Here is a 22,070-nt window from a genome sequence, read left to right on the forward strand (position 1 = left end):
GTGACGAGCGCAGGCGCGGCCGGCTTCGACGACCTCGACCCCGTCCTCCAGCATCACGTCGTCAACACCCTCGGCTGGCGCGAGCTGCGGGCGCTGCAGCAGCACTCCATCGCTCCGATCCTGAGCGGACACGACGTACTCCTTCTCGCACCCACCGCCGGAGGCAAGACCGAGGCGGCGCTCTTTCCGCTGCTCACCCGCGCCTCCCGGGAAGGCTGGCGGGGCACCTCCATCCTCTATATCTGCCCGCTCAAGGCCCTGCTCAACAACATCCACGTGCGCGCGCAGGCCTATGCGGGATGGCTAGGGCGCCGCGCCGAGCTGCGGCACGGCGACATCGGCGCCGGTGCCCGCCGGCGCCAGGTGATCGAGCCGCCCGACCTTCTGCTGACCACCCCCGAATCCATCGAGGCGATGCTCGTCTCCGCGCTGAACGACCCGCGAGACCTCTTCCGCGACGTGCGAGCCGTGGTCGTGGACGAGGTGCACGCCTTCGCCGGCGACGATCGCGGCTGGCATCTCCTGGCCGTGCTGGAGCGGGTCGCCCGGATCGCCGGACGACCACTGCAACGCATCGGCTGCTCCGCGACGGTCGGCAACGCCCCCGAGCTGCTGTCCTGGCTGCAGGGCAGCAACCGTGCCGCGGGGGTGCCCGCCGCGGTCATCAACCCTCCGCCCGCGGCCGCGGCGCAGCCCGAGGTGGTGCTCGACTACGTCGGCGGCATCCCCAACGCGGCCGAGGTCGCCTCGCGGCTGTACGTCGGGGAGAAGCGGCTGCTCTTCGCGGACTCCCGCCGGGCTGTCGAGCGGCTGGCCGTGGAGCTGCGGGAGCGTGGCGTCGACACCTACGTGTCGCACTCCTCCCTGTCGCTCGACGAGCGGCGCCGGGCCGAGGCGGCCTTCGCTCAGGCCCGCGACTGCCTCATCGTGTCCACCTCGACGCTCGAGCTGGGCATCGACGTGGGCGACCTCGACCGGGTGCTGCAGCTCGGGGCGCCCAGTACCGTCGCATCCTTCCTGCAGCGGCTCGGGCGGACCGGTCGGCGACCCGGCGGCGTGCGCAACACGCTCTTCCTCGCCCCGGACGACGACGCACTCCTGCGGGCGGCCGGGCTGCTGTTGCTGTGGTCGGAGGGGTACGTCGAACCGACCATCCCGCCGCCCATCCCGCTGCACATCGTCGCTCAGCAGGTGATCGCCCAGGCTTTGGAACGCTCCGCCGTCACGGGGTCAGAGGCGTGGGAGCCGCTGGCGCCCCTCGGCGTCGCCACGCCGGCGGAATTCGACAAAATCCTGGCGCACCTGCACGCGAGCGGACACCTCGACACCGACGGGGGGCTGTCGTTCGTCGGGCCCGAGGCCGAGCGTCGCTACGGCCGCAAGCACTTCCTCGACCTGCTCGCCGTCTTCTCAGCCCCTCCCGAGGTGACGATCCTGCACGGCCGAGATGAGCTCGGGACGGTCGAACCGGTGACCCTGACGCGCCGCCAGGACGGGCCGACGGTGCTGTCCCTGGCCGGCCGGTCGTGGCGGGTCACCGGCATCGACTGGCCGCGGCGCCGCGCCTACGTCGAACCATCAGACGCCCCCGGACGTACCACCTGGGGAGGCGGCGGAGCGGCGTACACCCCGCAGTTGTGCGACGCGATGCGGCGTGTCCTCGCGGGAGCCGACCCCGACGGAGTGGCGTTGACCCGGCGGGCGCGGCAGCGACTCGACCACCTCCGGGAGCTGCGCGGCGAGCAGGCGTGGTCGGCCGACCCCGTGGTGTTGACCGACGGCACCGCGACGACCTGGTGGACGTGGGCGGGCCTGCGCGGCAACGTCCACCGGGCCGCGGCCCTGGACGCGATCGACCCGACGCTGCTCGCGGAGGGCCGGGGCGTCACCAACCTGGCGGTGCGGCTGCGCCCTGGCTGTCAGGCCGCCGAGGTGGCTGAGGCCATGAGGGAAGCCCACTCTCGATTCGGTGCGGACTTGGCGGGGGTACAGATCACGGTGAGCGAAGAAGCGCTGCGGGGACTGAAGTTCGCCGAGCTGTTGCCCGAGGCGATGGCTCGGCGGGTGCTAGCCGCGCGCTGAGGCTGCTCGTGCTTGGCGTCGTCGATGGAGAGGATCCTTGGCCTCAAACCTGACTTGCACATGTCGGGTGTGATTCTGCGGTCGGGCTCGCGTTTGTCCTGGTCAGGGATGTGCGGGGTTGGGCGTTGACACACTAACCGGGTGGGTAGCGTGCCTTCTCGTGGTGTTCCTGCGGAAGGTGCGGACGGCGTCGGGAGCGACGGCGGTGCAGATCGCTGAGCGTGTTGGCGGGCGGGACAAGGTGATCGAGCATCTTGGGTCGGCGCATTCGGAGGCTGAGCTGGCGGTGTTGATGCAGGCCGGCCGCCAGAAGATGCATGAGGGCCAGGGCGAGCTGGATCTGGGCCTGGGAGAGCGCGGTTCGCGTGAGGCGGTCGTGGTCGGGCAACGCTCGCGGGTCCTGATCGAGGTGGTTGAGGGAGCTTGGCGACAGCTCGGGTTCGACGTTGTCGGGGACGAGGCGTTCTTCCAGCTGGTGCTCGCGCGCCTGGTGGAGCCGACCAGTAAGGCCGATTCGGTGCGGGTGCTGACCGAACTGGGATTGGCTGCGGCGCACCGCAACACGTTCACCGCGACGTTGAAGCGGTGTGGGCAGCGCGGATACCGCGACCAGATCGCGACCGCCTGCTTCACCCAGGCCGCCACCAGTGGGGACGTGTCCTTGGTGCTGTACGACGTGACGACCCTCTACTTCGAGGCGGAGCACGAGGATGACCTGCGCAAGGTCGGTTTCTCCAAAGAACGCCGGGTCGATCCTCAGATCGTCGTCGGGTTGTTGGTCGACCGGGCCGGGCCTGTCAACTTCTCTGTGTAAGCGGGTCGGGCTTTCAGTAGGTCAGGTAGGGGTTGATGCGTTCGGGGTAGGCCACGGCGAGCTGGGCGAGGGCTTGCTTCCAGTTCGTGGTGACCTGGCCCTCGACGAGCCGGCCTGAGGCCTTGCGCTCGTTCGCGGGCTTGCCGCGTTCCTTGGCTCGTTCGCGGGCGCGGCGGTCCTCGATGTTGCAGATCGCCAGCCACAGCAGCTTGCGGGCGGCGTCGTCGGAGGAAGTGACCACGGTTCTTGGTCACCTTCCGCAGCTGGTAGTTCAGCGACTCGATCGAGTTCGTCGTGTAGATCACTCGCCGCAGCTCGGGCGGGAACGCCAGGAACAGGGTGAACCGCTCCCAGGCCCCGGTCCAGGTCGCGACCGCGTGGGGGTATCTGCGGCCGAGTTCGCTGGCCTCGAACGCTCCCAGGGCGTCCAGGGCGGCCTCGGCGTTCGCGGCGGTGTAGACCGGCTTCAGGGCCGCGGCGACGGCCTTGCGGTCGCCGTAGGAGACGAACCGCATCGCGGCGCGGATCAGGTGGACCACGCAGGTCTGGACCAGTGAGTTCGGCCAGGTCGCCTCGATCGCCTCGGGGAAGCCCTTGAGGCCGTCGCAGCACACGATCAGCACGTCACGGACCCCGCGGTTGGCGAGCTCGGCGCAGACCCCGGCCCAGAACTTCGCGCCCTCGGTGTTCTCGATCCAGATGCCCAGGACGTGCTTGATCCCGTCCATGTCCACGCCCACGGCGATGTGCGCGGCCTTGTTGCGCACGTGCGCGCCGTCGCGGATCTTGACGATGATCGCGTCGAGGTAGATGACCGGGTAGAACGCCTCCAACGGCCGGTTCTGCCAGGCCATCACCTCATCGGCGATCTCGTCCACGATGTTGCTGATCGTCTCGTGGGACAGCTCGGTGCCGATCGTGGCCGCGAGGTGATGGGCGATCTCCCGGACCGTCATCCCACCCGCATACAAGCTGATGATCATGTCGTCGAGGCCGCCGAGGCGCCGCGCACCCTTGGGTACCAGCATCGGGGTGAACGTCCCCGCCCGGTCCCGAGGCACCTCCAGGGCGACGTCGCCGACCTCGGTCGAGACCGTCTTGGGCGTCGTGCCGTTACGCGAGTTCGGGAAGTGTTTCGCCTCCGGGTCGCCCTTGTCGTATCCCAGGTGATCGGTCAGCTCGGCCCGCAGGCCACGCTCGAGCGCAGCCTTGATCATCGCCGGCAGCATCCCGCCCTCACCGGTCAGCTGCACCTCACCGGAATCGATCCGGGAGAACAACCCGTCCAAGGCGCCAGAAGCCACCAGCTCCTCGGCCATCGCCGCCGTCGCCTCCGCGCCGTTCGTCGATGCCGTCATCTCGTCCATCATGCTCACGCGTACTGCGTCCTCTCGTGTCAGGCCCGAAGACCCTTACACAGAAGAGTTGACACCCCCACCGGGCCGGGTTTCCCCTAGAGATTGGGTGCTACGAAGGCAACAAGGCAGAGACGACCACGATCGTCCCGATCGTCAAGGGGTTCCAGGCCCGGCACAACCTGAGCGACATGGTGGTCGTCGCTGACGCCGGGATGCTGTCAGCGGGCAACTTGAAGGGCCTCGACGAGGCCGGACTGCGGTTCATCGTCGGGTCCCGGGTCACCAAGGCCCCAGCTGATCTGGCCTCGCATTTCCGGTGGCACGGAGACGCGTTCACCGACGGGCAGCTCATCGACACGATCACCGCGCGCGTGGCCACCGCCGCCGCGCGTTGCGTCAATGACAGCTCCCAGCGGCCCGAGCCGGTGTGGGACCCGGCAGTCCACACCCGCTCATGGCGTGCGGTGTGGGCGTACTCCCGCAAACGAGCCACCCGCGACGGGCACACCATGAGGCTGCAGGAAAACCGCGCCCGGGCCGTCGTCGCCGGCGAGAAGGCCGCGCGCACACCACGATTCGTCACCACGAAGAACGGCACCCAGTCCTTGGACGAGGCGTCCCTGGCTCGAGCCCGACGCCTCGTGGGCTTGAAAGGGTACGTGACGAACATCCCCACCAACGTCATGCCCGCGGCCGAAGTCATCGCCAGCTACCACGACCTGTGGCAGGTCGAAGCCTCGTTCCGGATGAGCAAGGCCGACCTGCGAGCCCGCCCCATCTTCCACCACAACCGCGACGCCATCGAGGCCCACCTGACCATCGTCTTCACCGCCCTGGCAGTGGCCCGCCACCTCCAGAACAGCACAGGGATGAGTATCAAGAAGATCATCCAGACCCTGCGACCCCTGCGCGATGTGACCATCGCCATCGCTGGCCAGACCATCACCGCCCATCCCGCGATCCCCGACGACATCCAAGCCGTCATCCACAAGGCGACCCACTAAACCTGTGCAACTCGGGTCAAATGGTGAGGTAGACGCCACGATTTGAGGCCAAGCTGGCTTGACTGCGGACGGTGTGTCTGCCAGAGAGGTGGCGGTTTCAAGGGGTCGGGGTGACACCGTGCTCTGCCAGGAGCTTTGTGTAGAGTCCCGCCATCCCAGGACAGAAGGCGAAAAATCCAAACTAGGAGGCATCTCGACAAAAGTCTAGTAAGTGGTCGCCATGTTGGTGAAGCGCGAATAATGTCCCTGGAAAGCGACCGTAATGGTCTTGGTCGGGCCGTTTCGGTGCTTGGCCACGATGATGTCGGCCTCCCCCTCCCGGGGACTGTCCTGCTCGTACATGGACTCCCGGTGCAGCAACATCACCATGTCGGCGTCCTGCTCGATCGAGTTGTGCACCGCGATCCCGTTGGCGACGAAGTTGTGCGCGCCGAGCACCGTCGCGTCGTACACCTCCGCCGTCCCATCCGGCTCGACCGCGGCCACCGCGTCCCACATCACGTCGTTGACGGCCGCCAGGTCCAGGCCGCCGTCCGCGAGCTCGGCGGCGACGGAGGGCAGCGCGCCCTCGTCCGGGGCGTCCGCCAGGACGGCCGCCACGCGATGCCACGAGGCGTCCGCCGCGCCCGACGTACCGCTCGCCGCCGCGTCGACGCCCGCGCCGACGCGCGTCGGCACCGCGGTCGCCGCCCGCACGATGGACAGCATCCGTACGGCGTCCACCGCTGCCTCGCCGCGAATCCCGATCTCCTGCAGGAACCGTCGCTGGTCATCCAGCTCGACGATGTCGAGCATCCAGCCCGACTCGTCCCCGACGATCTGGCCGGTGATCCCGAACCGCAGCAGCAGCAGCGCCACTCGGTCGAGCAACCCCCGGGTCGCCGCGAAGCAGAAGATCTGCCCGCCCGCCTCGTCGTGCGGAAGCATCACCCCACCGGCAGCCGAGAAGACCTCCCGTACGAACACCGCAATCTGCCGCTTCGGCAGGTGGAACACCGCCGACGGTACGACGGCGTCGGGCATCGTCGCGCACACCTGGGCTGCCGCCTCGACATCATCGTCCTCCCAACTCTCGTCGACCTCACTCGGTGCCGACACGTGCCGGGGGACGGCGAGCCGGTCCCCCGCGGAGAGCTCGCCGAGCGACCGCCACCCGTCGTACGTCAGGAACGGGTGGTTCGCGGTCGCCCGCACCGTCCGCCCGGACGCGGTGGTCAGCCGAAACACCGGCCGCGTCCCCGTGGGGAAGGCGTGGGTGAGCGGCCGCGGCACGTAGCGCAGCGAGGAGTCCAACGCCCACACCGGTACGTCGCGGGCGCCTCCGGCGACCAGCTCCCCGATCGAGACCTCCGCACCGGTGTCGGCCCGCAGGAGCCGCGTCTCCCCGGTGAGGCAGCCCGACTCGCGCAGGTCACTGACCTGCGGCTTCTTGTCGGTACGCTGCTCGGGTCCCCGGTTGAGCTGGGACAGCGCCACCACGGGCACCTCCAGCTCCTTGGCCAGTAGCTTCAGCGCGCGGGAGAACTCCGACACCTCCTGTTGTCGGCTTTCCACCTTCTTGCCGCTCGACATCAGCTGCAGGTAGTCGATGATCACCAGCCGCAGATTGTTGCGCTGCTTCAGCCGCCGGCACTTCGCCCGGATCTCCATCAGCGACATGTTCGGCGAGTCGTCGATGAACAACGGCGCCGCGTCGAATTCCGACGCCAACCGAGCCAGCTTCTCCCAGTCCCGATCCTCCAGCTTGCCGCGCCGAATCTTCTGCAGGTTGATCCCCGCCTCAGCCGAGATCAAGCGCATCGTGATCTCCGAGCGGCTCATTTCGAGCGAGAACACCACGGTCGCCTGCTGGTGCTTGATCGCCGCGGCCCGCGCAAAATCGAGTGCCAGGGTCGATTTGCCGACAGCTGGTCTGGCCGCGATCACGATCATCTGCCCGGGGTGCAGGCCGTTGGTCAGCTCGTCGAGTTCGGCGAAGCCCGTAGGCACGCCGATCATCTCGCCGCTGGCGCCGCCGGCGGCCTCGATCTCGTCGTACGTCGGCTCGAGCAGATCGCGCAGCAGGTGATAGTCCTCGCCGCCGCGCTTGTCGGCGACGGCGTACACCTCCGCCTGCGCCGCGTTGACGATGTCCTCGACATCGCCGCCACCCTGGCCGTAGCCCATCTGCACGATGCGGGTGCCGGCATCGACAAGCCGGCGCAGCGTGGCCCGCTCGGCCACGATCTCCGCGTAGTAGCCCGCGTTCGCCGCCGTCGGCACCGCCTGGATCAGCTGGTGCAGGTAGGCCTGCCCGCCGATCCGGCCCAGGTCACCGCGCTTGGTCAGCTCGTCGGAGACCGTGATCGCGTCGGCCGGTTCGCCGCGTCCGTAGAGGTTGAGGATCGCGTCGTAGATCAGCTCGTGCGCGGGCCGGTAGAAGTCGGTGGACCGCAGCGTCTCGACGCAGTCCGCGATCGCGTCCTTGGACAGCAGCATCCCGCCGAGCACGGACTGCTCCGCGTGCACGTCCTGCGGGGGCATGCGGTCCGTCGGGTCGCCCGCGGAATACCCCGCGAAGTCCTTCTCCAGCTCGGAGAGCGACACCGGCGAACACCCCCTTCCCAGCTCGAGCGACAGTGCAGGGACACCGACCCACCGCGGCGACACCCACGCGGGCACGCGGGCGAGGCTCGAATGTCATCAGTGTGACTTCGTGCGCCGACAACGCCACGACCAGCAGTTTTTCCGGTGATCCGGGAGCTGACCGTGGGCGCGACGACGCACCCGGTCCAGGTCGAAACTGGCTTGTCGCACGCGGGGCGGTGAAACAGGTCGCGCCGGCCAGGAGGGGTAAAGAGAAGGTACGGCGCAGCCCGGCGAAGGCTCAAGAACCCCTGTGGAACACCCTGTGCGCGACCTGGGGACAACCGCGCCCCCGCCGGTGCACAACCCCACCGGCCTGTGGAGATCGTTGTTGACGACACACCCGACCGACGTGCGGCGGTCGCGCCTGACCGGCATCGTTGCCGTCCACCGGCTGTTGATCCGAGGACTTTTGTCCCGACCGGAGCCCGTGAGACAGATCGTCCCGATATTCGGACTGGACAGCGCTGGGGCCATACCCGGTCGCACAATCCCCGCCAGCCCGGGCAAGAGGCGCTGCGAGAGCGCCGACGGGCCTGTGGACGAGGGTGTGGATAGTCGCCGGAGCAGCCGCGACAGAGCGCGATTCACCCTCCTCCTCGAACACGAAGGCCCTCGTGGCGGCCCGCTTTCGGCGTTTCGGTCAACACCGCGTCAAATCCGCAGTTCACGCGCCGCCTGGGGATAACACCATCGGCGTGGCGCGCGTCACCCGTGGTCGCAGCCGTCACATCCGTCCCACCCGCCGGCTGCGCAGTGTCCTTTTTGCGCGGCGGGCCCGTCGCTTTTCCAATGTGAGTGAACGGCGTTAACGCAACGACTTGCCCGTCGGCCGCGGTCCGGCAAAGCCACCGCGCGATGGCTATTCTTCGGCGGTGAGCAGCGAGCCGCGCGGCGGGGGCACCCCGGACCACCGCCGCGCCATCCTGCACCTCGCGGTGCCCGCCCTCCTCACCCTGATCGCCGAGCCCGTCTTCCTGCTCGCCGACTCGGCCATCATCGGGCACCTCGGCACCACCGAGCTCGCCGGGTTGGGCATCGCCGGAGCCGCCCTGGCCACCGCCGCCGGGCTGTTCGTCTTCCTCGCTTACGGCACCACGGCGGTCGTCTCCCGCGCCCTCGGCGCCGGCAGCGAGCGGGACGCCGTCAGCGCGGGGCTCGACGGCGTCTGGTTGGCCGCGGCCCTCGGACTCGCCGGCGGCGCCATCGCCTTCGTCGCGGCCGAACCGATCTGCGCCGCGTTCGGCCCCTCGCCCCCGGTTCTCGCGGCGGCGACCATCTACCTGCGCATCAGCGCCCTCGGCCTGCCCGCCATGCTGCTCGTCCTGGCCACCACCGGCATCCTCCGCGGACTCCAGGACACCCGCACCCCGCTGATCGTCACGACCGCCGCCTGCACCGGGAACGTCGTCCTCAACCTCGCGCTGGTGTACGGGGCAGGACTCGGCATCGCGGGCTCCGCCTGGGGCACGGTCATCGCCCAATCCGCCATGGCACTGGCCTTGCTCGTCGTCGTCGGCCGCGCCGGACACCGCCTCCGCGCCCCGCTGCGGCCGCATCCCCGCCGCATCGCCCGGGCCGCCCGCGACGGCGTACCGCTCCTCGTCCGCACCCTCGCCCTGCGCGGTGTCCTGCTCCTGGCGACCTGGGCGGCTGCCGCGCTCGGCGACGTACCCCTGGCCGCCTACCAGGTCACCAGCACCATCTGGACCTTCCTCACCTTCGCCCTCGACGCCCTCGCCATCGCCGGCCAGGCCCTCGTCGGGCGCGCCCTGGGCGCCGGCGACGTCGCCGGGGCCCGCGCGATGACCGGCGTCATGACCCGGTGGGGGCTGCTGTGCGGCGCCGCGCTCGGCGTACTCGTCCTCGCCACCCACACCGTGCTGCCCGCCCTGTTCACCCCCGACCCCCGCACCGCGGCCGCCCTCGCGGCCGGGCTCGTCGTCATCGCGCTCTGCCAGCCGATCTCCGGGGTCGCGTTCGTGCTGGACGGCGTCCTCATCGGCGCCGGCGACGCCCGCTGGCTGGCGATCGCGCAGACGGGATTGCTGGTGGCGTACGCCCCCCTCGCCCTCGCCGTCCACCACGCCGCCCCCACGCTCGCCGCCGCGGGGGATCGGGTCGCCGTCGCCACCCTGTGGGCGGCCTTCGTCGCCTTCATGGGCCTGCGCGCCGTCCTGCTGGTCCGCCGCGCCCGCAGCGACGCCTGGCTGGTCACGGGAGCCCGGTAGCGGCCCGAGAACCACCCCCGCCGCTGCCGCCACCCCCTAGAGTGCGGGCATGCGCACGACAGTTTTGGGGGCCGGCTCGTGGGGTACCGCTCTCGGCCGCCTCCTCGCCGACAAGGGTGACGACGTGCGGATGTGGGACATCGACCCGGGCCCCCTCGGGACGATCAGCGACAAGCACGAGAACAGCCGCTACCTGCCCGGCGTCGTGCTGCCCGACTCGATGGTCGGCGAGCCGGACCTGACCCGCGCGCTCGAGGGCGCCGAACTCGTCGTGCTCGCGGTCCCCTCCTTCGCCATGCGCTCCGCCGCACAGAACATCGCGGACCGGCTCCCCGACGACGTCCTGCTCTGCTCGGTGACGAAGGGCGTCGAGGTGGACACCCTGATGACCATGCACGAGGTCCTCAAGGACGTCCTGCCGCCGCGCCACCACGCCGGGCTCGCCGTGCTGTCCGGCCCGTCGTTCGCCGTCGACGTCGCCCACCAGATGCCCACCGCGGTCACCATCGCCGCCGAATCCGAAGACGTCGCCGTCCGCGTGCAGGAGGCGTTCTACTCCACGTTCTTCCGCCCGTACACCAGCACCGACGTCATGGGTGTCGAACTCGGCGGCTGCACCAAGAACGTCGTGGCCATCGCCACCGGATTCGCCGTCGGCTCCGGCGTCACCACCAACGGCACCGCCGCCCTGATGACCCGCGGCCTCGCCGAGACCTCCGCCCTCGCCGCCCGCCGCGGCGGCCGCCCCGAGACCATGCAGGGCCTCGCCGGGTTCGGCGATCTGTTCCTGACCTGCTCCTCCACGAAGTCCCGCAACTACCGGGTCGGCTTCGCCCTCGGCTCGGGACGCACGCTGGAGGACATCCAGGCCGAGCTCGGCCAGGTCGCCGAGGGCGTCCACAACGCCAAGAGCGTGCACCTGATGGCCGCCGAATACGACGTGCCGATGCCCGTCTCGGAGGCCGTCTACGGGCTCATCTACGAAGGCCTGCCCGCCGACCAGGTCCTGCCCGCGCTGCTCGGAATCGGCTGACTGCCGGCGGTCGACGTACCCTGGGGCCGTGACCGTCCAGCTGCCCGTCGCGCTCGACCGCGGCAGCGACGTGCCCCTCTACCTGCAGCTCTCGCAGCAACTCCTGGCCGGCATCGAGCACGGCCGCGTCCAGCCCGGCGACCCGTTCGAGACCGAGGTCGACCTGGCCCGCCGGCTGCGACTGTCCCGCCCGACCGTACGCCGGGCCATCGCCGTCCTCGTCGACCGCGGGCTGCTCGTCCGGCGCCGTGGGGTCGGCACCGTGGTCGCCGCCGGCGGGGTGCAACAGCACGCCGAACTGAACAGCCTCTACGACGACCTTGCCGCCGAACGCCGTTCTCCCCGAACGGAATTGCTCGATCTCGACACCTCGACGGTGTGGCCGCGCGCCGCCACCGTGTTGGGGTTGCCGCCGCGGACCCGCCTCGTGCACGTGACCCGGCTGCGCTACGTGGGCGCCCTGCCGCTGGCGATCCTGGAGAACTGGCTCCCGCCGGACACCCCGGCGCTGCCCGCGCTGGTGCCCGGCCGGCTGGAGCGGGAGGGGATGTACGAGATCCTGCGCGCCCAGGGCCTGGCTCCGCACACCGCGCAGCAGACCTTCGGCGCCCGCAATGCCACCGGCGCGGAGCGGCGCCTCCTGGGCCTGACCAGGGCCGACCCCCTGCTCACCATGTGGCGCAACGCGTTCGACGCCAGCGGCCGGATCATCGAGTGCGGCGACCACCGCTACCGCGGGGACCAATACACGATCTCGGTCCAGGTCGCCCTCGGCGACTGACCCGAGCGTCGCGCTCGGCGACTGACCGCAGCGTCGCCCTCGGCGACGGACCCGCGCGTCGACTTCGCCGACCGAGCCTCCCCGCAGCGCGCCGACACCCCGGCGCGGCCCGCCCGTAGCCCCGGTGCGGTTACGCGCCGCGATCAATGCCCCCGATCCGGCCGCCGAATACCCCGATCCGGTCGGTAATGATCGTCGCCAGGAACGGCGGACCGCTCAGCCGGCGAAGCCGTTCGGGTTGGCCGACTGCCATTTCCACGACGAGGCGCAGATGTCGTCCAGGGTCCGGGTGGCCCGCCAGCCCAGCTCCCGCTCGGCGAGCGCCGGGTCGGCGAAGGAGGCCGCCACATCACCCGCGCGCCGGGCCACCACCTCGTACGGCAACTCGCGCCCGCACGCCCGCTCGAACGCCGCCAGCAGCTGCAGCACCGAGGTCCCCTGGCCCGTCCCCAGGTTCCACGTCGAGACCGGCCGGTCGAGCCGCGCAAGGGCGTCCAGCGCGGCGACGTGGCCCGCGGCGAGGTCGTCGACGTGGATGTAGTCGCGCACGCCCGTGCCGTCGACCGTCGGGTAGTCCCCCCCGAACACGGCCAGCTTCTCCCGCCGGCCCACCGCGACCTGCGCGATGAACGGCAGCAGGTTGTTCGGGACGCCGGTGGGGTCCTCGCCGATCCGCCCGGAGGGGTGCGCGCCCACGGGGTTGAAGTAGCGCAGCAACGCGATCCGCCATGACTCGTCCGAGACCGCCACATCTCGGAGGATCTGCTCGATCATCACCTTGGTCCAGCCGTACGGGTTCGTCGCCGACGTGGGCAGCTCCTCCGGGAAGGGAGGCTCTGCGGCCGGCCCGTACACGGTCGCCGAGGAGGAGAACACCAAGGACCGTACGTCGTGCGCGGTCATCGCCTCGACCAGCGAAAGCGTCGAGCCGATGTTGTTGCGGTAGTAGTCCAGCGGCTTGGCGACGCTCTCGCCGACTGCCTTGAACCCGGCGAAGTGGATGACCGCGTCGATCCGCTCGGCGGCGAACAGGGCGCGGGTGGCCGCGCGGTCCTCCAGGGTGAACCGGTGCACCGGGATCGGCCGGGCGGCCAGCTCCTCCAGCCGCGGCGCGACCGCCGGGGAGGCGTTGCTGAAGTCGTCGACCACGACCACGTCGTGACCGGACCCCAGCAGTTGCAGGACCGTGTGGGAACCGATGTAGCCGCAGCCGCCCGTGACCAGCACTCGCATGGTTCGAGTCTAAGCCGCCCCGTCCGAGACGGCCGCCGGCCGAACCGCCGGCCGAGGCACCAGCCGAACCGCCACTCGAGGCGTCAACGCCCCGCGAACCGCCGCACGGCCGTGCGCAGCCCGGCGACCACCCGAACCGGCATACCACTCCGGGACCGATAGGCGGGGCACTCACACCGCCCGCACTCGCGGCCGCGCCGGTAGTGCTCGTGGTCGAACGCGTCGTGGCCGCACCGGCAGGGGGCCGGTGCGGCGTCGCTGCGAGCGCGAGGGGTGGCGGCCATGGGTGACTCCTCACGTCCGGGGGGGAAGCGCCGTGGTCACCGTGGGCGCCGGAACCTGCGCTCCGGGCGCAGGGTGGCTCACATGCTAGCTTGCGCGTCCCGAACCCGCAGGCCCCCCGGGGCGGCTGCACCCGCTCCGGGAGCACCGCCGCGTCGGGCTCCGCTGTGCCCCATCAGAACCGGGCCAGCGCATCCCAAATCGGGTCGCCGGAGCCGGGCACGATCCCGTAGCCCTCGTTGGCGAAGGTGTTGACCTCCCAGATGAGGTAGCCGGCGGCGCCGTGCTTCTTGGCCGCCTGGATCTTGGCGTCCATGAGCTTGGCGCGCCGCTCGATCGCCGCCTTGTCCTTGGCCTTGATGCCGATCTCGCCGACCACCAGCGGCTTGTTCAGCGCCTTGGCGATGGCGAACGAGCAGGCGATCTTGGCCGCCTTGTCCTGGCATTGGGGGCTGTCCGCCGCAGGCAGCTCGCCGTTCGGTAGCGCCCCCGGCATGGCCTCGGTGTCCGAGCCGTAGTAGGCCCAGTCGTGCACCTCGACGTAGTCCATCTCGGGCAGGCTGTAGATGTCGCGGAAGTCCGCGCCGGAGTTGCCGGGCGCGCCGTTGCCCTGGGTGCCGAGCGAAACCAGGTGGTTCGGGTCGGCCTTGCGGATCTCGCGCGCCACGGTGCGGGCCATCTCCACGAGCACCGACTTGCCGTCGGGGCTGCGCCGCTTCGTCTCGGCCTCGTTCATGATCATCCAGGCGGCGATCGTCGGCTCGTTCTTGTAGTGCTCGGCCATGACACGGGCGTAGTCGAGCAGACTGCGCGAGGCGCTGCCGAAGGGTTTGCGGTAGCCCTCCGTGTAGTACGTGTCGTCCTGCCAGTTCATCTTCGGCTGGGCCTTGGCGCCGGTCGTGCAGTAGCCCGGCCCGTCCTCCAGGACCGGCATAACCAGCATGCCCTCGCTCGTGGCGGCGTTGATCAGGCGGTCCACGCCAGCGAAGTCGGTGCCCCCCTTGGTGAACGGCTGGTAGGCCCAGAACCGCACGACCTTGGCGCCGGACTTGCCCTTGATCTCCCGGAACGCGGCGCGCAGCTGCTCGTCCGACATCGTGTTGTGCGGCTCGCACGCGTAGAACGCCGAGGCTGCGGCGTCGAAGAGATTGAAGCCGGAGAACCGGAACTCCTGGCCGTCCAGCATGAACTGGGTGCCCTGCGTCTTGAGGAAGGTCGCCGGCCGCCCGGGCGTGGCGCCCGTCGGACTGGTCGTGCTGGAACTCGAGACCGCGGTGCTCGGCGTGCTCGTCGTGGGCGCTGGGGCGGGGTTGCTGTCGCAACCCGCCACCGCCAGCGCCGCTAAGAGTGGCGCCACAGCCAACGGCCCCAGCGCCCCACGGCGCCGGACCCGGCGGTGTGCCCGTCGTACCCTGCTGGTGTTCCCCCGAACCATGGTGCCTTTGCCTTCGTCGTCGATGGTGGTGCTGCTGGTCGTCGTCGGTCGGCTCACGTCGCCGAGGCCGTACGCCGTAGCCGGAGCAGACTCCCCCTTGCGGGAGGGGCCTCCGCGAGGAGTCGTCGGTAGGTCTCGTCGAGTCGCGCGGCCGTCATGTCGATGCCGTAGCGGCGCGCCAGCTCCGGCGGCGCCACCCGAGTCTCGGCGGTGGCCTTGGTCTGGGCCAGCGCGTCGGCCAGCGCGACCCGCAGGTCCTCCTCGGCAGCCGCGCCGTCCCGCGTCCCCATGCAGTGCGCCTTCGGCTGGGGCGGCAGGGGCGCAAGCGCCGGGCACATGGCATAGACCGTCGGCAACCCGTTAGCCAGCGCCTCGATGATGGCCAATCCAAACGTCTCGGCCAGCCCAGGGCTGACGAAGGCGTCCATGGCCGAGTACAGGTCGGGGATGTCGTCCCGGGCGCCGGTGAAAACCACCCGGTCGGTCAGGCCCAGCTCATGGGCGAGCGCGTGCAGGGCCTCCCGCTCGGGGCCGTCGCCGACGATCATCAGCCGATGGGACGGGCTAAGCACCGGGCGAACGGCTCGGAGCAGCACGTCAAACCGCTTGCTGACGTGCAGCCTTCCCACGGCCCCGATGAGTTCGGTCTCCGGGGGAATCCCAAACTCCGCCCGCACCCGGTCGCGGCCGGCCGGGTCAAAGCTCATGGCCGTGAAGTCGATGCCGTTGTCGACGACCTCGACGCGATCCGCGGCGATCCGCCACCGGCGCAGGATGTCGGCGGTCTCCGCAGACACCGCCAGGGTCATCGTGGCCATCCGGGCCAGGCACCAATACACGACGCGCAACGACGCGGTCAGCGGGCGACCCTCGATGAGCTCGTCGTTGAGGGAGTGCTCCGTGCTGACGATCACCGGCACCCGTGCCAGCCGGGCGGCGGGGATGGCCCAGAGCTGGGACGCCAGGAGATGGACGTGCACCACGTCGGGGCGTTCGCGACGTAGCACCTTGGCCAGCCGGAACCAGGCCAAGGCCTTGGGGCCGGCGCTCAGCGGGAACTCCAGCACGGGAATCCCCTTCGCGCGCAGCGCCTCGGCGACCGCCCCCCCGCCGTACAGGGTGATGACGGAGACGTCCGCGTCCTGCCGCGGGGCGAGCAGCTCCAGCTGGCGTTCGGCCCCGCCCTCGTGGAGGGCGGCGATGACATGGATGACGCGTCGTGGACAGGTGCTCACGGCCGTCACCGGTTCAGCACCAGGGTGCGGTCGAGATCCGGGCGGCTGGCGCTGGTCAGGCGGATCTCCGTGCGCCCCGTGGCGGGGATCGTCACGCTACGCTGCACGGTTTCGCCGGCCGCTAGGGCGAAGGTGGGCGCGCCGCCAGCGGGTCCGGCCGCGGTGCCCTTGGCCGCGCCGGCGCCGGTCGGTGTGGGCGCGTACGGGACGGCCACGAAGGGCCCGAGCGTCGTCACGATCAGCTGCGCGTCGGGGATGGCCTGGGCGGCCCGTACGGCGACCTGCACCTGCGTCGGCGCCGCGGGGGTCGGGGCCGCTGCGGCCGGCTGAGCGGGGGCCCCAGCGGGGACCTGGCCGGCGCCCGGCTGCGCCGGTGCGGCCGCCTGGACCTCGGCGGGGTTGACCAGCCACAGCTCCGCCTCCGGTGCATCGATGCGGCCGCTGAGGCTAGCTCCGGCGAGGGCGCCCAGGACCGTGAGCGCGGCCAGGCCACCCCACACCAGCGACCGACGGTTGACCGGAGCGGGATCGCGACGCGGGTCCCCCGCAGCGTGGCCCGGCCACGGGTAGCCCGCGCGGCTGCGGAGGTGGCCCACGACGATCGCGGCCACGGCGAGCGCCCCGACGCCGAGGGCCCAGGCGTCGTGCCACAGCTTGATCCCGAAGGCCTGCAGCAGCGGTCCGAGGAGGATGACGGCGACCGCGCCGAGGCCGAGGCTGCGGGTCAGCAGGTCGAGGGCCTCGGTACGAAAGACCAGTGCCACTCCCACGGCTGCGGCCACCCACAGGGGCACCTGCACGGCCGGTCCGGCCTGCAGCATGGTCGCCGCAACGGCGGCCGCGACCACGGCCAACGGCACCCAGAGCCGCAGGCCAGCCGAGGGTGCCCAGCGCGAGCGAGCGCCCATGGGATCCGCCGTCGACGCGGGATCGAGGCCCGACTCGGAGGTCGCCGACGGCGTCTCGATCGCGTCCACAAACCCGGCCGCGGTCGAGGCCCCGGTCCGAGTCTCCTCCCGAGTCTCGGCCACGGGCGGGGTCTCGAGATCGGTCACCGTGCCGCCGGAGCGGGCGGTCTCGGGATCGATCGCCTTTTCGGTGCGCACGGCGCTTTCGTCAGCCACCGTTGACCCCCTTCAGGGTGTAAATCTTCATCGAGCCGTTCGTGTAGATCTGCTGAGCCCCGGGGACGCCGGCGAACTTGCGCAGGGTGGACAGCGGGACCGGGGTGCGGCGATCGGCCAGCCCGTACTCGCCGCCCGTCACGTAGATCCCCAGGTTGGGCAGGCCGGTGCTGTCCCGCTCGTCGACCATCAGGTACTCGACCTTCAGGTTCTTGATCAGCGCGTAGTCCTGGGGCGTCACGCCGGGGGCGAGGAGCAGGTCGCTGGCGTCCACCCCGGTGCCGATCTGGGTGAGCGGTTCGGCGCCGACGCCGGCGGCCAGCAGCATCCCGACGCGGTCGGCGAAGACCCGGCTACCCGTGGGCATCTCGGTCCGCATCCACTCAGAGGCGGCGATGTTGTCGCGGTCCACGGTGCGGTGGTCGGCGCCGACGAAGTAGCCGCCAGGCACCTGCATCACCATCGGGCCCGCGCCAAGCATCACCCCGCCGGCGAACATGACCACCGCGGCGGTGCCGAGCACCACGAACCGGCGTACCGTCATGCGCCGCGACCACGCCCATAGGCCGAGCACGAACCCGATGCCCAGGAAGGCGTAGCTGGTGGACCGGTCGGCGATCTCCGCGGTGCTCTGCACCACGTGGCCCAGCGGTTCGAGCACGAACACGGCGGAGAGGGCGATGAGGAGCAGGCCTAGGGCGGCGTTGCGGCGTCGCAACCAGGTGCGCGCGTGCCACCACCCGAACAGGAGGCCCAGGCCGGTTAGGGCGATCGAGCCGGCCATCGCGAGCTTCTCCGCGAGCGAGCTGGTCAGGCCGGCCGGGTTGACGAACAGGGTCTTCGTCTCGCCCGCGGACAGGGCCGCCATCCCGGAGGCGACGGCGTTCTGGAACGCGCTGCCCAGGTACGTCGTCATGACGTTGCCCGGCATCAGCGCGACTCCCACGATGGCCGCCGCTGTCGCCACCACCATGAGCGAGAGCTCGCCGACGCGGCGTCCCCACCGGTCTGTACGCCGACGCCGGACCAGCGTCAACAGCCACCAGAGGCCGAAGATCCCCAGGAGGGCGATCGACGTCAGGTGGTGGGTGAGCGCGACCGCGCCGACGGTGAGCATCGGGGCCACGAGACCGCCGACGCCGTCGGCGTGGCGCCGCGCCACGAGGTACACCGCGAACAGCGCCAACGGCAGGGCGAGGGTCTGGTAGGCGTACTGCGAGTTGAACAGCAGCGTCTGCGGGGCGCAGGCGTAGATCACCACGGCGACCCCGCCGACCCGGGCGGATCGTGCGGCGGTTGCGGCGACGCCGTAGATCGCGGCCGCGAAGATGACGCGGGCGATGAACGTGACGACCATGCCGCTGGTGTGCTCCGACAGCCCGGTGAGCTGCGCCACCGCCCCGGCCGCGGTGGCCAGCCCGGGTAGGAGGCCGTCACCGGCAGGATCGGGTTGGCGCCGTACAGCTCGCCCGTCGTCATCAGGTGTTCCAGGTTGGCCGCGTGCGCGAGTTCGTCGTGATCGGTGAAGTGGTGCGGGAACTGGATGAACCGCGTCAGCTGCAACGCCACGAGCATGGCGATGGGGACCCAGCGGCGGAACGGGTCGGTCAGGCCCGGCAGCAGCGCCGCGCCCACGGCGGGCACGATGAGCAGCGCCAGGCCGGCCAGGTAGAGCGCCATCCCGGTGCCGGTGTGCATGGCCCGGGCCTGGTCGATCCCGACGGTGAAGATCGCCAACCCGACGGCGATGACCAGCAGGGGGAATCCCAGCCCCTGCCGATTGATGAAACGGCTGATCACGTTGTCCTCATCGGCCGCGGCGTGCCGGGCCGCAGCCTTGGCGGACACGCGCTTCGCGTCACCGGGCGCGACTGGCGCGGCGTCGCTTGCCGCGGACAGCCGTGCGTCGGCTGCGGCGGCGGGTACGGCGGCTGCCCCGGCTGTTGGGAGCGGCGGTACATCGTCCGCCGCGGCAGCTGTGGCGAGCGGCGGTACGTCGTCCACTGCAGCAGCCGGTACGTCGTCCGCAGCGGGGGCGTCATCCGAGGTCCCGCGGGAGCGCCGGTCCTCGCGGAACAGCAGCGTCAGCATGATCACGGCCTGGACCGCAACGACCGCGAGCCAGAACGAGACCAAGCCCGCCAGGCCGGCGACCTTGGCGCCGGCAGTCGCCGCGACAAGCTCGATCAGGGTGAAGACGAAGAAGAACACGGCGGCGGAGCCGGTGCGCTCCTGGACGCGCTTGAAGGCCACGAAGTGGTCCTTGACCGCGAAGCCGATCGACGCCAGCACGACCAGGCGCAGGATCGTGGCAGCCTCGGCGGAGTACGCCGAGCCGAACAGCGACAACAGCAGCGGTGCGCCGAAGAACGCGACGATGGCCGCGGCGCCGCAGATTGCCAGCGCCATCGGCAGGGTGACCCGCATCTGCCGCAGGACGCTGCGGGGGCTGCCCGCGGAGGCGGCGAACAGGCCGATGGAGAGGGAGTACGGCAAGACGAAACAGATCTCGGAGATGCGCAGGGTGGCGGTGAACAGGCCGTTGTCACGCTGGCTGAGCACCACGCTGCAGATGATCGGCAGCATCTGCAACGGAATGATGAGCATCGTGCTCAGGGCGTAGTTCCCGGCGACGGCGCGGGCGTGCTGGCGAATGACGGCGAGGTCGACGAGCTTGTTGGTGGGCTCCTCGAGTGCCCGGCCGCCGCGGGTGCCGTGGACGATGACGAGCAGTGACAGCGCGATGCCGATCGTCCAGGCCGCAAAGACCGCCATGCCGCCGAGCGCGCTCGGCATGGCGAACAGGGCAACGATCTTCGCGACGCTCGCGACCGTGTTGCGCTTCATCTGCAGCGTGCCGACGCCGAGCACCAGCACGGCCTGGTCGAGGATCATGCCGACGGTGGCCAAGGCGGTGCCCGCCGCGAGCATGCCGATCTTCAACGGCGAGTCCGTCAGGGACCGCAGGGCCGGCGCATCGGACAGGTGGGCCACGCCGGTCGCCACCAGTAGCGTCAACACGAAGCTGGTCGCGGCCGCAAGCGCCAGGCTGGAGCGCACGAGCACGCGTCGGTGCGGTTGCGGGGTCTGCGGGATCTTCTGGATGAGCAGCGCACCCAGCCCGAGGCTGCCGAGCCCGCCCAAGAGGGACATCAGGGCGATGGCGGCCCCGGCGACGCCGACCTCGGCGATGCTGAGCCGGCGCGCGGCGATGGCCCAGAACAGCAGCCCCAGCCCACCGGTGATGACATACGTCGACACCAGCGAGGCGCTGATGGCCAGCAGCCGGCCGAGCTGGTGACCCAGCCATCCGGACATCCGCGACTGCGGCGGCCGGGGCGTGGCCGCGGGCCCGCCGCCTCCGTCCGCTAGCGGGTCGCCCGCGCCGGCTCCCCCTTCGGGCTCCGGCGGCTGCATGGTTCGCTCCATGACGTGACTGTTCGCGCTCATCGCGCTGTTCTCCCATCCCCCACTCGCCGTTGGTCCCCCCACCGGCGCTGTTCCCCGTTGTGTTGCGTTCCGTCCCGCGGTCTGCCCAGCGGGCTACCTCGCCCTGATAGCGGCCGGAGCGCCGGTCAGTGCCCCGGCGACGTGCTCAATGGCCGCCCGGTCGTACTGGCCTTCGCGATACGCCAGCGAGACCGAAAGACGTCCCCCGACGCCCATCGTCACCGCAGCGATCCCGTCGGGTCCGATCGGGGTCGGCACGTTGAAGGCGCACCCGGCCGGCGGAACCGTCCGAGACGGCCAGGGCACCCGCGTGGTGTGCGAAAGCCCCAGGTAGGCGCGCCCATCCGGATCCGGGAGCTGGTCGCGGTGCGGCTGGTCCGCACGAGCCCGGCGACCATCCGAGCGGCGGCTGGCCGCCATCGCGAGAAGGGGCCGCGCCGAGGCTGCGTACTCGCGAATGGCCGCGGTGGTCTGGACCGGATCCGTCGGATCGGCCACCGTCAGGAAGCTCCCCGCAACGAAGTTCCCCGACAGGTGCCGCGCCCCGGCCGGGAGATACCGCCGACAATCGACCACGACGAGAGCGCCCGGGTGGGCGGCGATGCCGACCTCCCGCGTCGCGCGGTGCATCGCGGCGGTCAGCCACCCCCCCACCGAAACCCGCGCCGGGTCGAGCCGCGCGGTCAGGTCGTCGAGCCAGCCGTCCTCGCTGGTCGCGAAACAGAGCTCGCGCCGCCACAGCTGTGCGGGGCCGTCGGCAAACGTTGCCGGCGGCGCCCAGCGGTCCGCCCGAAATGCGGCCAGGACCTTGGCGGGGTGGCGAGTGACGGTGTGCGCCAAGGCGCGGATCAGCGGCGCCGGCACCGGCGCGGGCACCGGTTCGTCGGCGTCGGCCAGGAGGAGGGGAAGGAGCGCCCGGGTCTCGGCGTACAGGTCCCCGAAGGCGTGGCTGAAGCGGATGGCGACGTACCGATCACCAACCACGATGCGGAACGGCAGGACCGCCAGCTCGCGACCCAACTCGTGCTGGGCGATCGCCTCGGGTCCGGCGCTCCAGGGCAGCCCCGCCTCGACGACGAGGGCGTCGATCAGCTCATCGAGCCGGTCCGTCGGGACATCGGCGGCGCGCCGGCCGCGCATGTCGAGCAACCGGACCACGTGCCGAAAGTCCGGGCGACGCACCAGCCGGCGGGCCCGCTGGGCGACCTTATCGCGCGTGAGCGCAACCAGGTCGCCCCAGATCTGCACCAGCGGCTCGGGCCAGGTGGCGTTGCGGGACTCCAGCGGACGGACGTGCTGGGCTCCCCAGGAGGCCAGGATGCGGTCCGCCTCGGCCGCGGTGGCCGGCGCGATCAGCTGGTCGTACATGGCTGGTGTCCTTGT

Annotated in this window: 13 protein-coding genes and 2 pseudogenes; 6 read left to right on the forward strand and 9 right to left on the reverse strand. The window is 70.9% G+C overall.

Annotation, left to right across the window (positions count from 1 at the left end; all coding sequences use genetic code 11):
• Positions 1–2,082, forward strand: coding sequence for a DEAD/DEAH box helicase (locus IPK37_06740; protein ID QQS02058.1), 2,082 nt, complete (start codon positions 1–3; stop codon positions 2,080–2,082).
• Positions 2,083–2,242: 160 nt separating this feature from the next.
• A complete protein-coding gene (locus IPK37_06745) occupies positions 2,243–2,896 on the forward strand; it encodes a hypothetical protein (GenBank protein QQS02059.1) in 654 nt (217 codons plus the stop codon).
• A 13-nt stretch (positions 2,897–2,909) separates the two neighbouring features.
• Here IPK37_06745 and IPK37_06750 read toward each other — a convergent pair.
• A pseudogene (locus tag IPK37_06750) lies at positions 2,910–4,254 on the reverse strand (IS256 family transposase).
• 86 nt (positions 4,255–4,340) lie between these two features.
• On the opposite strand from IPK37_06750, the pseudogene IPK37_06755 reads away from it, so the two are divergent.
• Positions 4,341–5,258, forward strand: a pseudogene (locus IPK37_06755) (IS1634 family transposase).
• A 204-nt stretch (positions 5,259–5,462) separates the two neighbouring features.
• Here the strand turns inward: IPK37_06755 and dnaB are convergent.
• On the reverse strand, positions 5,463–7,781 hold the full coding sequence (gene dnaB / locus IPK37_06760; protein ID QQS02720.1) for a replicative DNA helicase: 2,319 nt from the start codon (positions 7,779–7,781) through the stop codon (positions 5,463–5,465).
• Between the two features lie 1,025 nt (positions 7,782–8,806).
• Here dnaB and IPK37_06765 point away from each other — a divergent pair.
• The 3 genes from IPK37_06765 to IPK37_06775 are packed head-to-tail and all read left to right on the forward strand — an operon-like array spanning position 8,807 to position 11,928.
• A complete protein-coding gene (locus tag IPK37_06765) occupies positions 8,807–10,114 on the forward strand; it encodes an MATE family efflux transporter (GenBank protein ID QQS02721.1) in 1,308 nt (435 codons plus the stop codon).
• Positions 10,115–10,163: 49 nt separating this feature from the next.
• Positions 10,164–11,147, forward strand: coding sequence for an NAD(P)-dependent glycerol-3-phosphate dehydrogenase (locus tag IPK37_06770; protein QQS02060.1), 984 nt, complete (start codon positions 10,164–10,166; stop codon positions 11,145–11,147).
• Positions 11,148–11,175: 28 nt separating this feature from the next.
• Positions 11,176–11,928 (forward strand): GntR family transcriptional regulator, encoded by a 753-nt coding sequence (locus tag IPK37_06775; protein QQS02061.1) that lies wholly within the window; start codon positions 11,176–11,178, stop codon positions 11,926–11,928.
• A gap of 216 nt (positions 11,929–12,144) precedes the next feature.
• On the opposite strand, the gene galE is transcribed toward IPK37_06775, so the two are convergent.
• The 7 genes from galE to IPK37_06810 form a co-directional block, all read right to left on the reverse strand.
• Positions 12,145–13,161, reverse strand: coding sequence for a UDP-glucose 4-epimerase GalE (galE, locus tag IPK37_06780; GenBank protein ID QQS02062.1), 1,017 nt, complete (start codon positions 13,159–13,161; stop codon positions 12,145–12,147).
• Positions 13,162–13,618: 457 nt separating this feature from the next.
• Positions 13,619–14,800, reverse strand: a complete 1,182-nt coding sequence (locus IPK37_06785) for a cellulase family glycosylhydrolase (protein QQS02063.1) — start codon at positions 14,798–14,800, stop codon at positions 13,619–13,621.
• A gap of 131 nt (positions 14,801–14,931) precedes the next feature.
• Positions 14,932–16,113, reverse strand: coding sequence for a glycosyltransferase (locus IPK37_06790; GenBank protein QQS02064.1), 1,182 nt, complete (start codon positions 16,111–16,113; stop codon positions 14,932–14,934).
• A 5-nt stretch (positions 16,114–16,118) separates the two neighbouring features.
• A complete protein-coding gene (locus tag IPK37_06795) occupies positions 16,119–17,237 on the reverse strand; it encodes a hypothetical protein (GenBank protein ID QQS02065.1) in 1,119 nt (372 codons plus the stop codon).
• Positions 17,230–18,594, reverse strand: coding sequence for a hypothetical protein (locus IPK37_06800; GenBank protein QQS02066.1), 1,365 nt, complete (start codon positions 18,592–18,594; stop codon positions 17,230–17,232). The genes IPK37_06795 and IPK37_06800 overlap by 8 nt, the downstream gene beginning before the upstream one ends.
• Entirely contained in the window at positions 18,492–20,687 is a 2,196-nt protein-coding gene (locus IPK37_06805) for a hypothetical protein (protein ID QQS02067.1), read from the reverse strand. The genes IPK37_06800 and IPK37_06805 overlap by 103 nt, the downstream gene beginning before the upstream one ends.
• Positions 20,688–20,780: 93 nt before the next feature.
• A complete protein-coding gene (locus IPK37_06810) occupies positions 20,781–22,055 on the reverse strand; it encodes a hypothetical protein (GenBank protein QQS02068.1) in 1,275 nt (424 codons plus the stop codon).
• Positions 22,056–22,070 lie beyond the last annotated feature (15 nt).

This window comes from Austwickia sp. (assembly GCA_016699675.1).
GTDB lineage: Bacteria > Actinomycetota > Actinomycetes > Actinomycetales > Dermatophilaceae > Austwickia.

Coding starts and splice junctions, on each gene's coding strand:
- dnaB (QQS02720.1), bottom strand. CDS start 7,781: ATGCCCCCGCAGGACGTGCACGCGGAGCAGTCCGTGCTCGGCGGGATG.
- IPK37_06770 (QQS02060.1), top strand. CDS start 10,164: ATGCGCACGACAGTTTTGGGGGCCGGCTCGTGGGGTACCGCTCTCGGC.
- galE (QQS02062.1), bottom strand. CDS start 13,161: ATGCGAGTGCTGGTCACGGGCGGCTGCGGCTACATCGGTTCCCACACG.
- IPK37_06800 (QQS02066.1), bottom strand. CDS start 18,594: ATGGTCGTCACGTTCATCGCCCGCGTCATCTTCGCGGCCGCGATCTAC.
- IPK37_06805 (QQS02067.1), bottom strand. CDS start 20,687: ATGAGCGCGAACAGTCACGTCATGGAGCGAACCATGCAGCCGCCGGAG.
- IPK37_06810 (QQS02068.1), bottom strand. CDS start 22,055: ATGTACGACCAGCTGATCGCGCCGGCCACCGCGGCCGAGGCGGACCGC.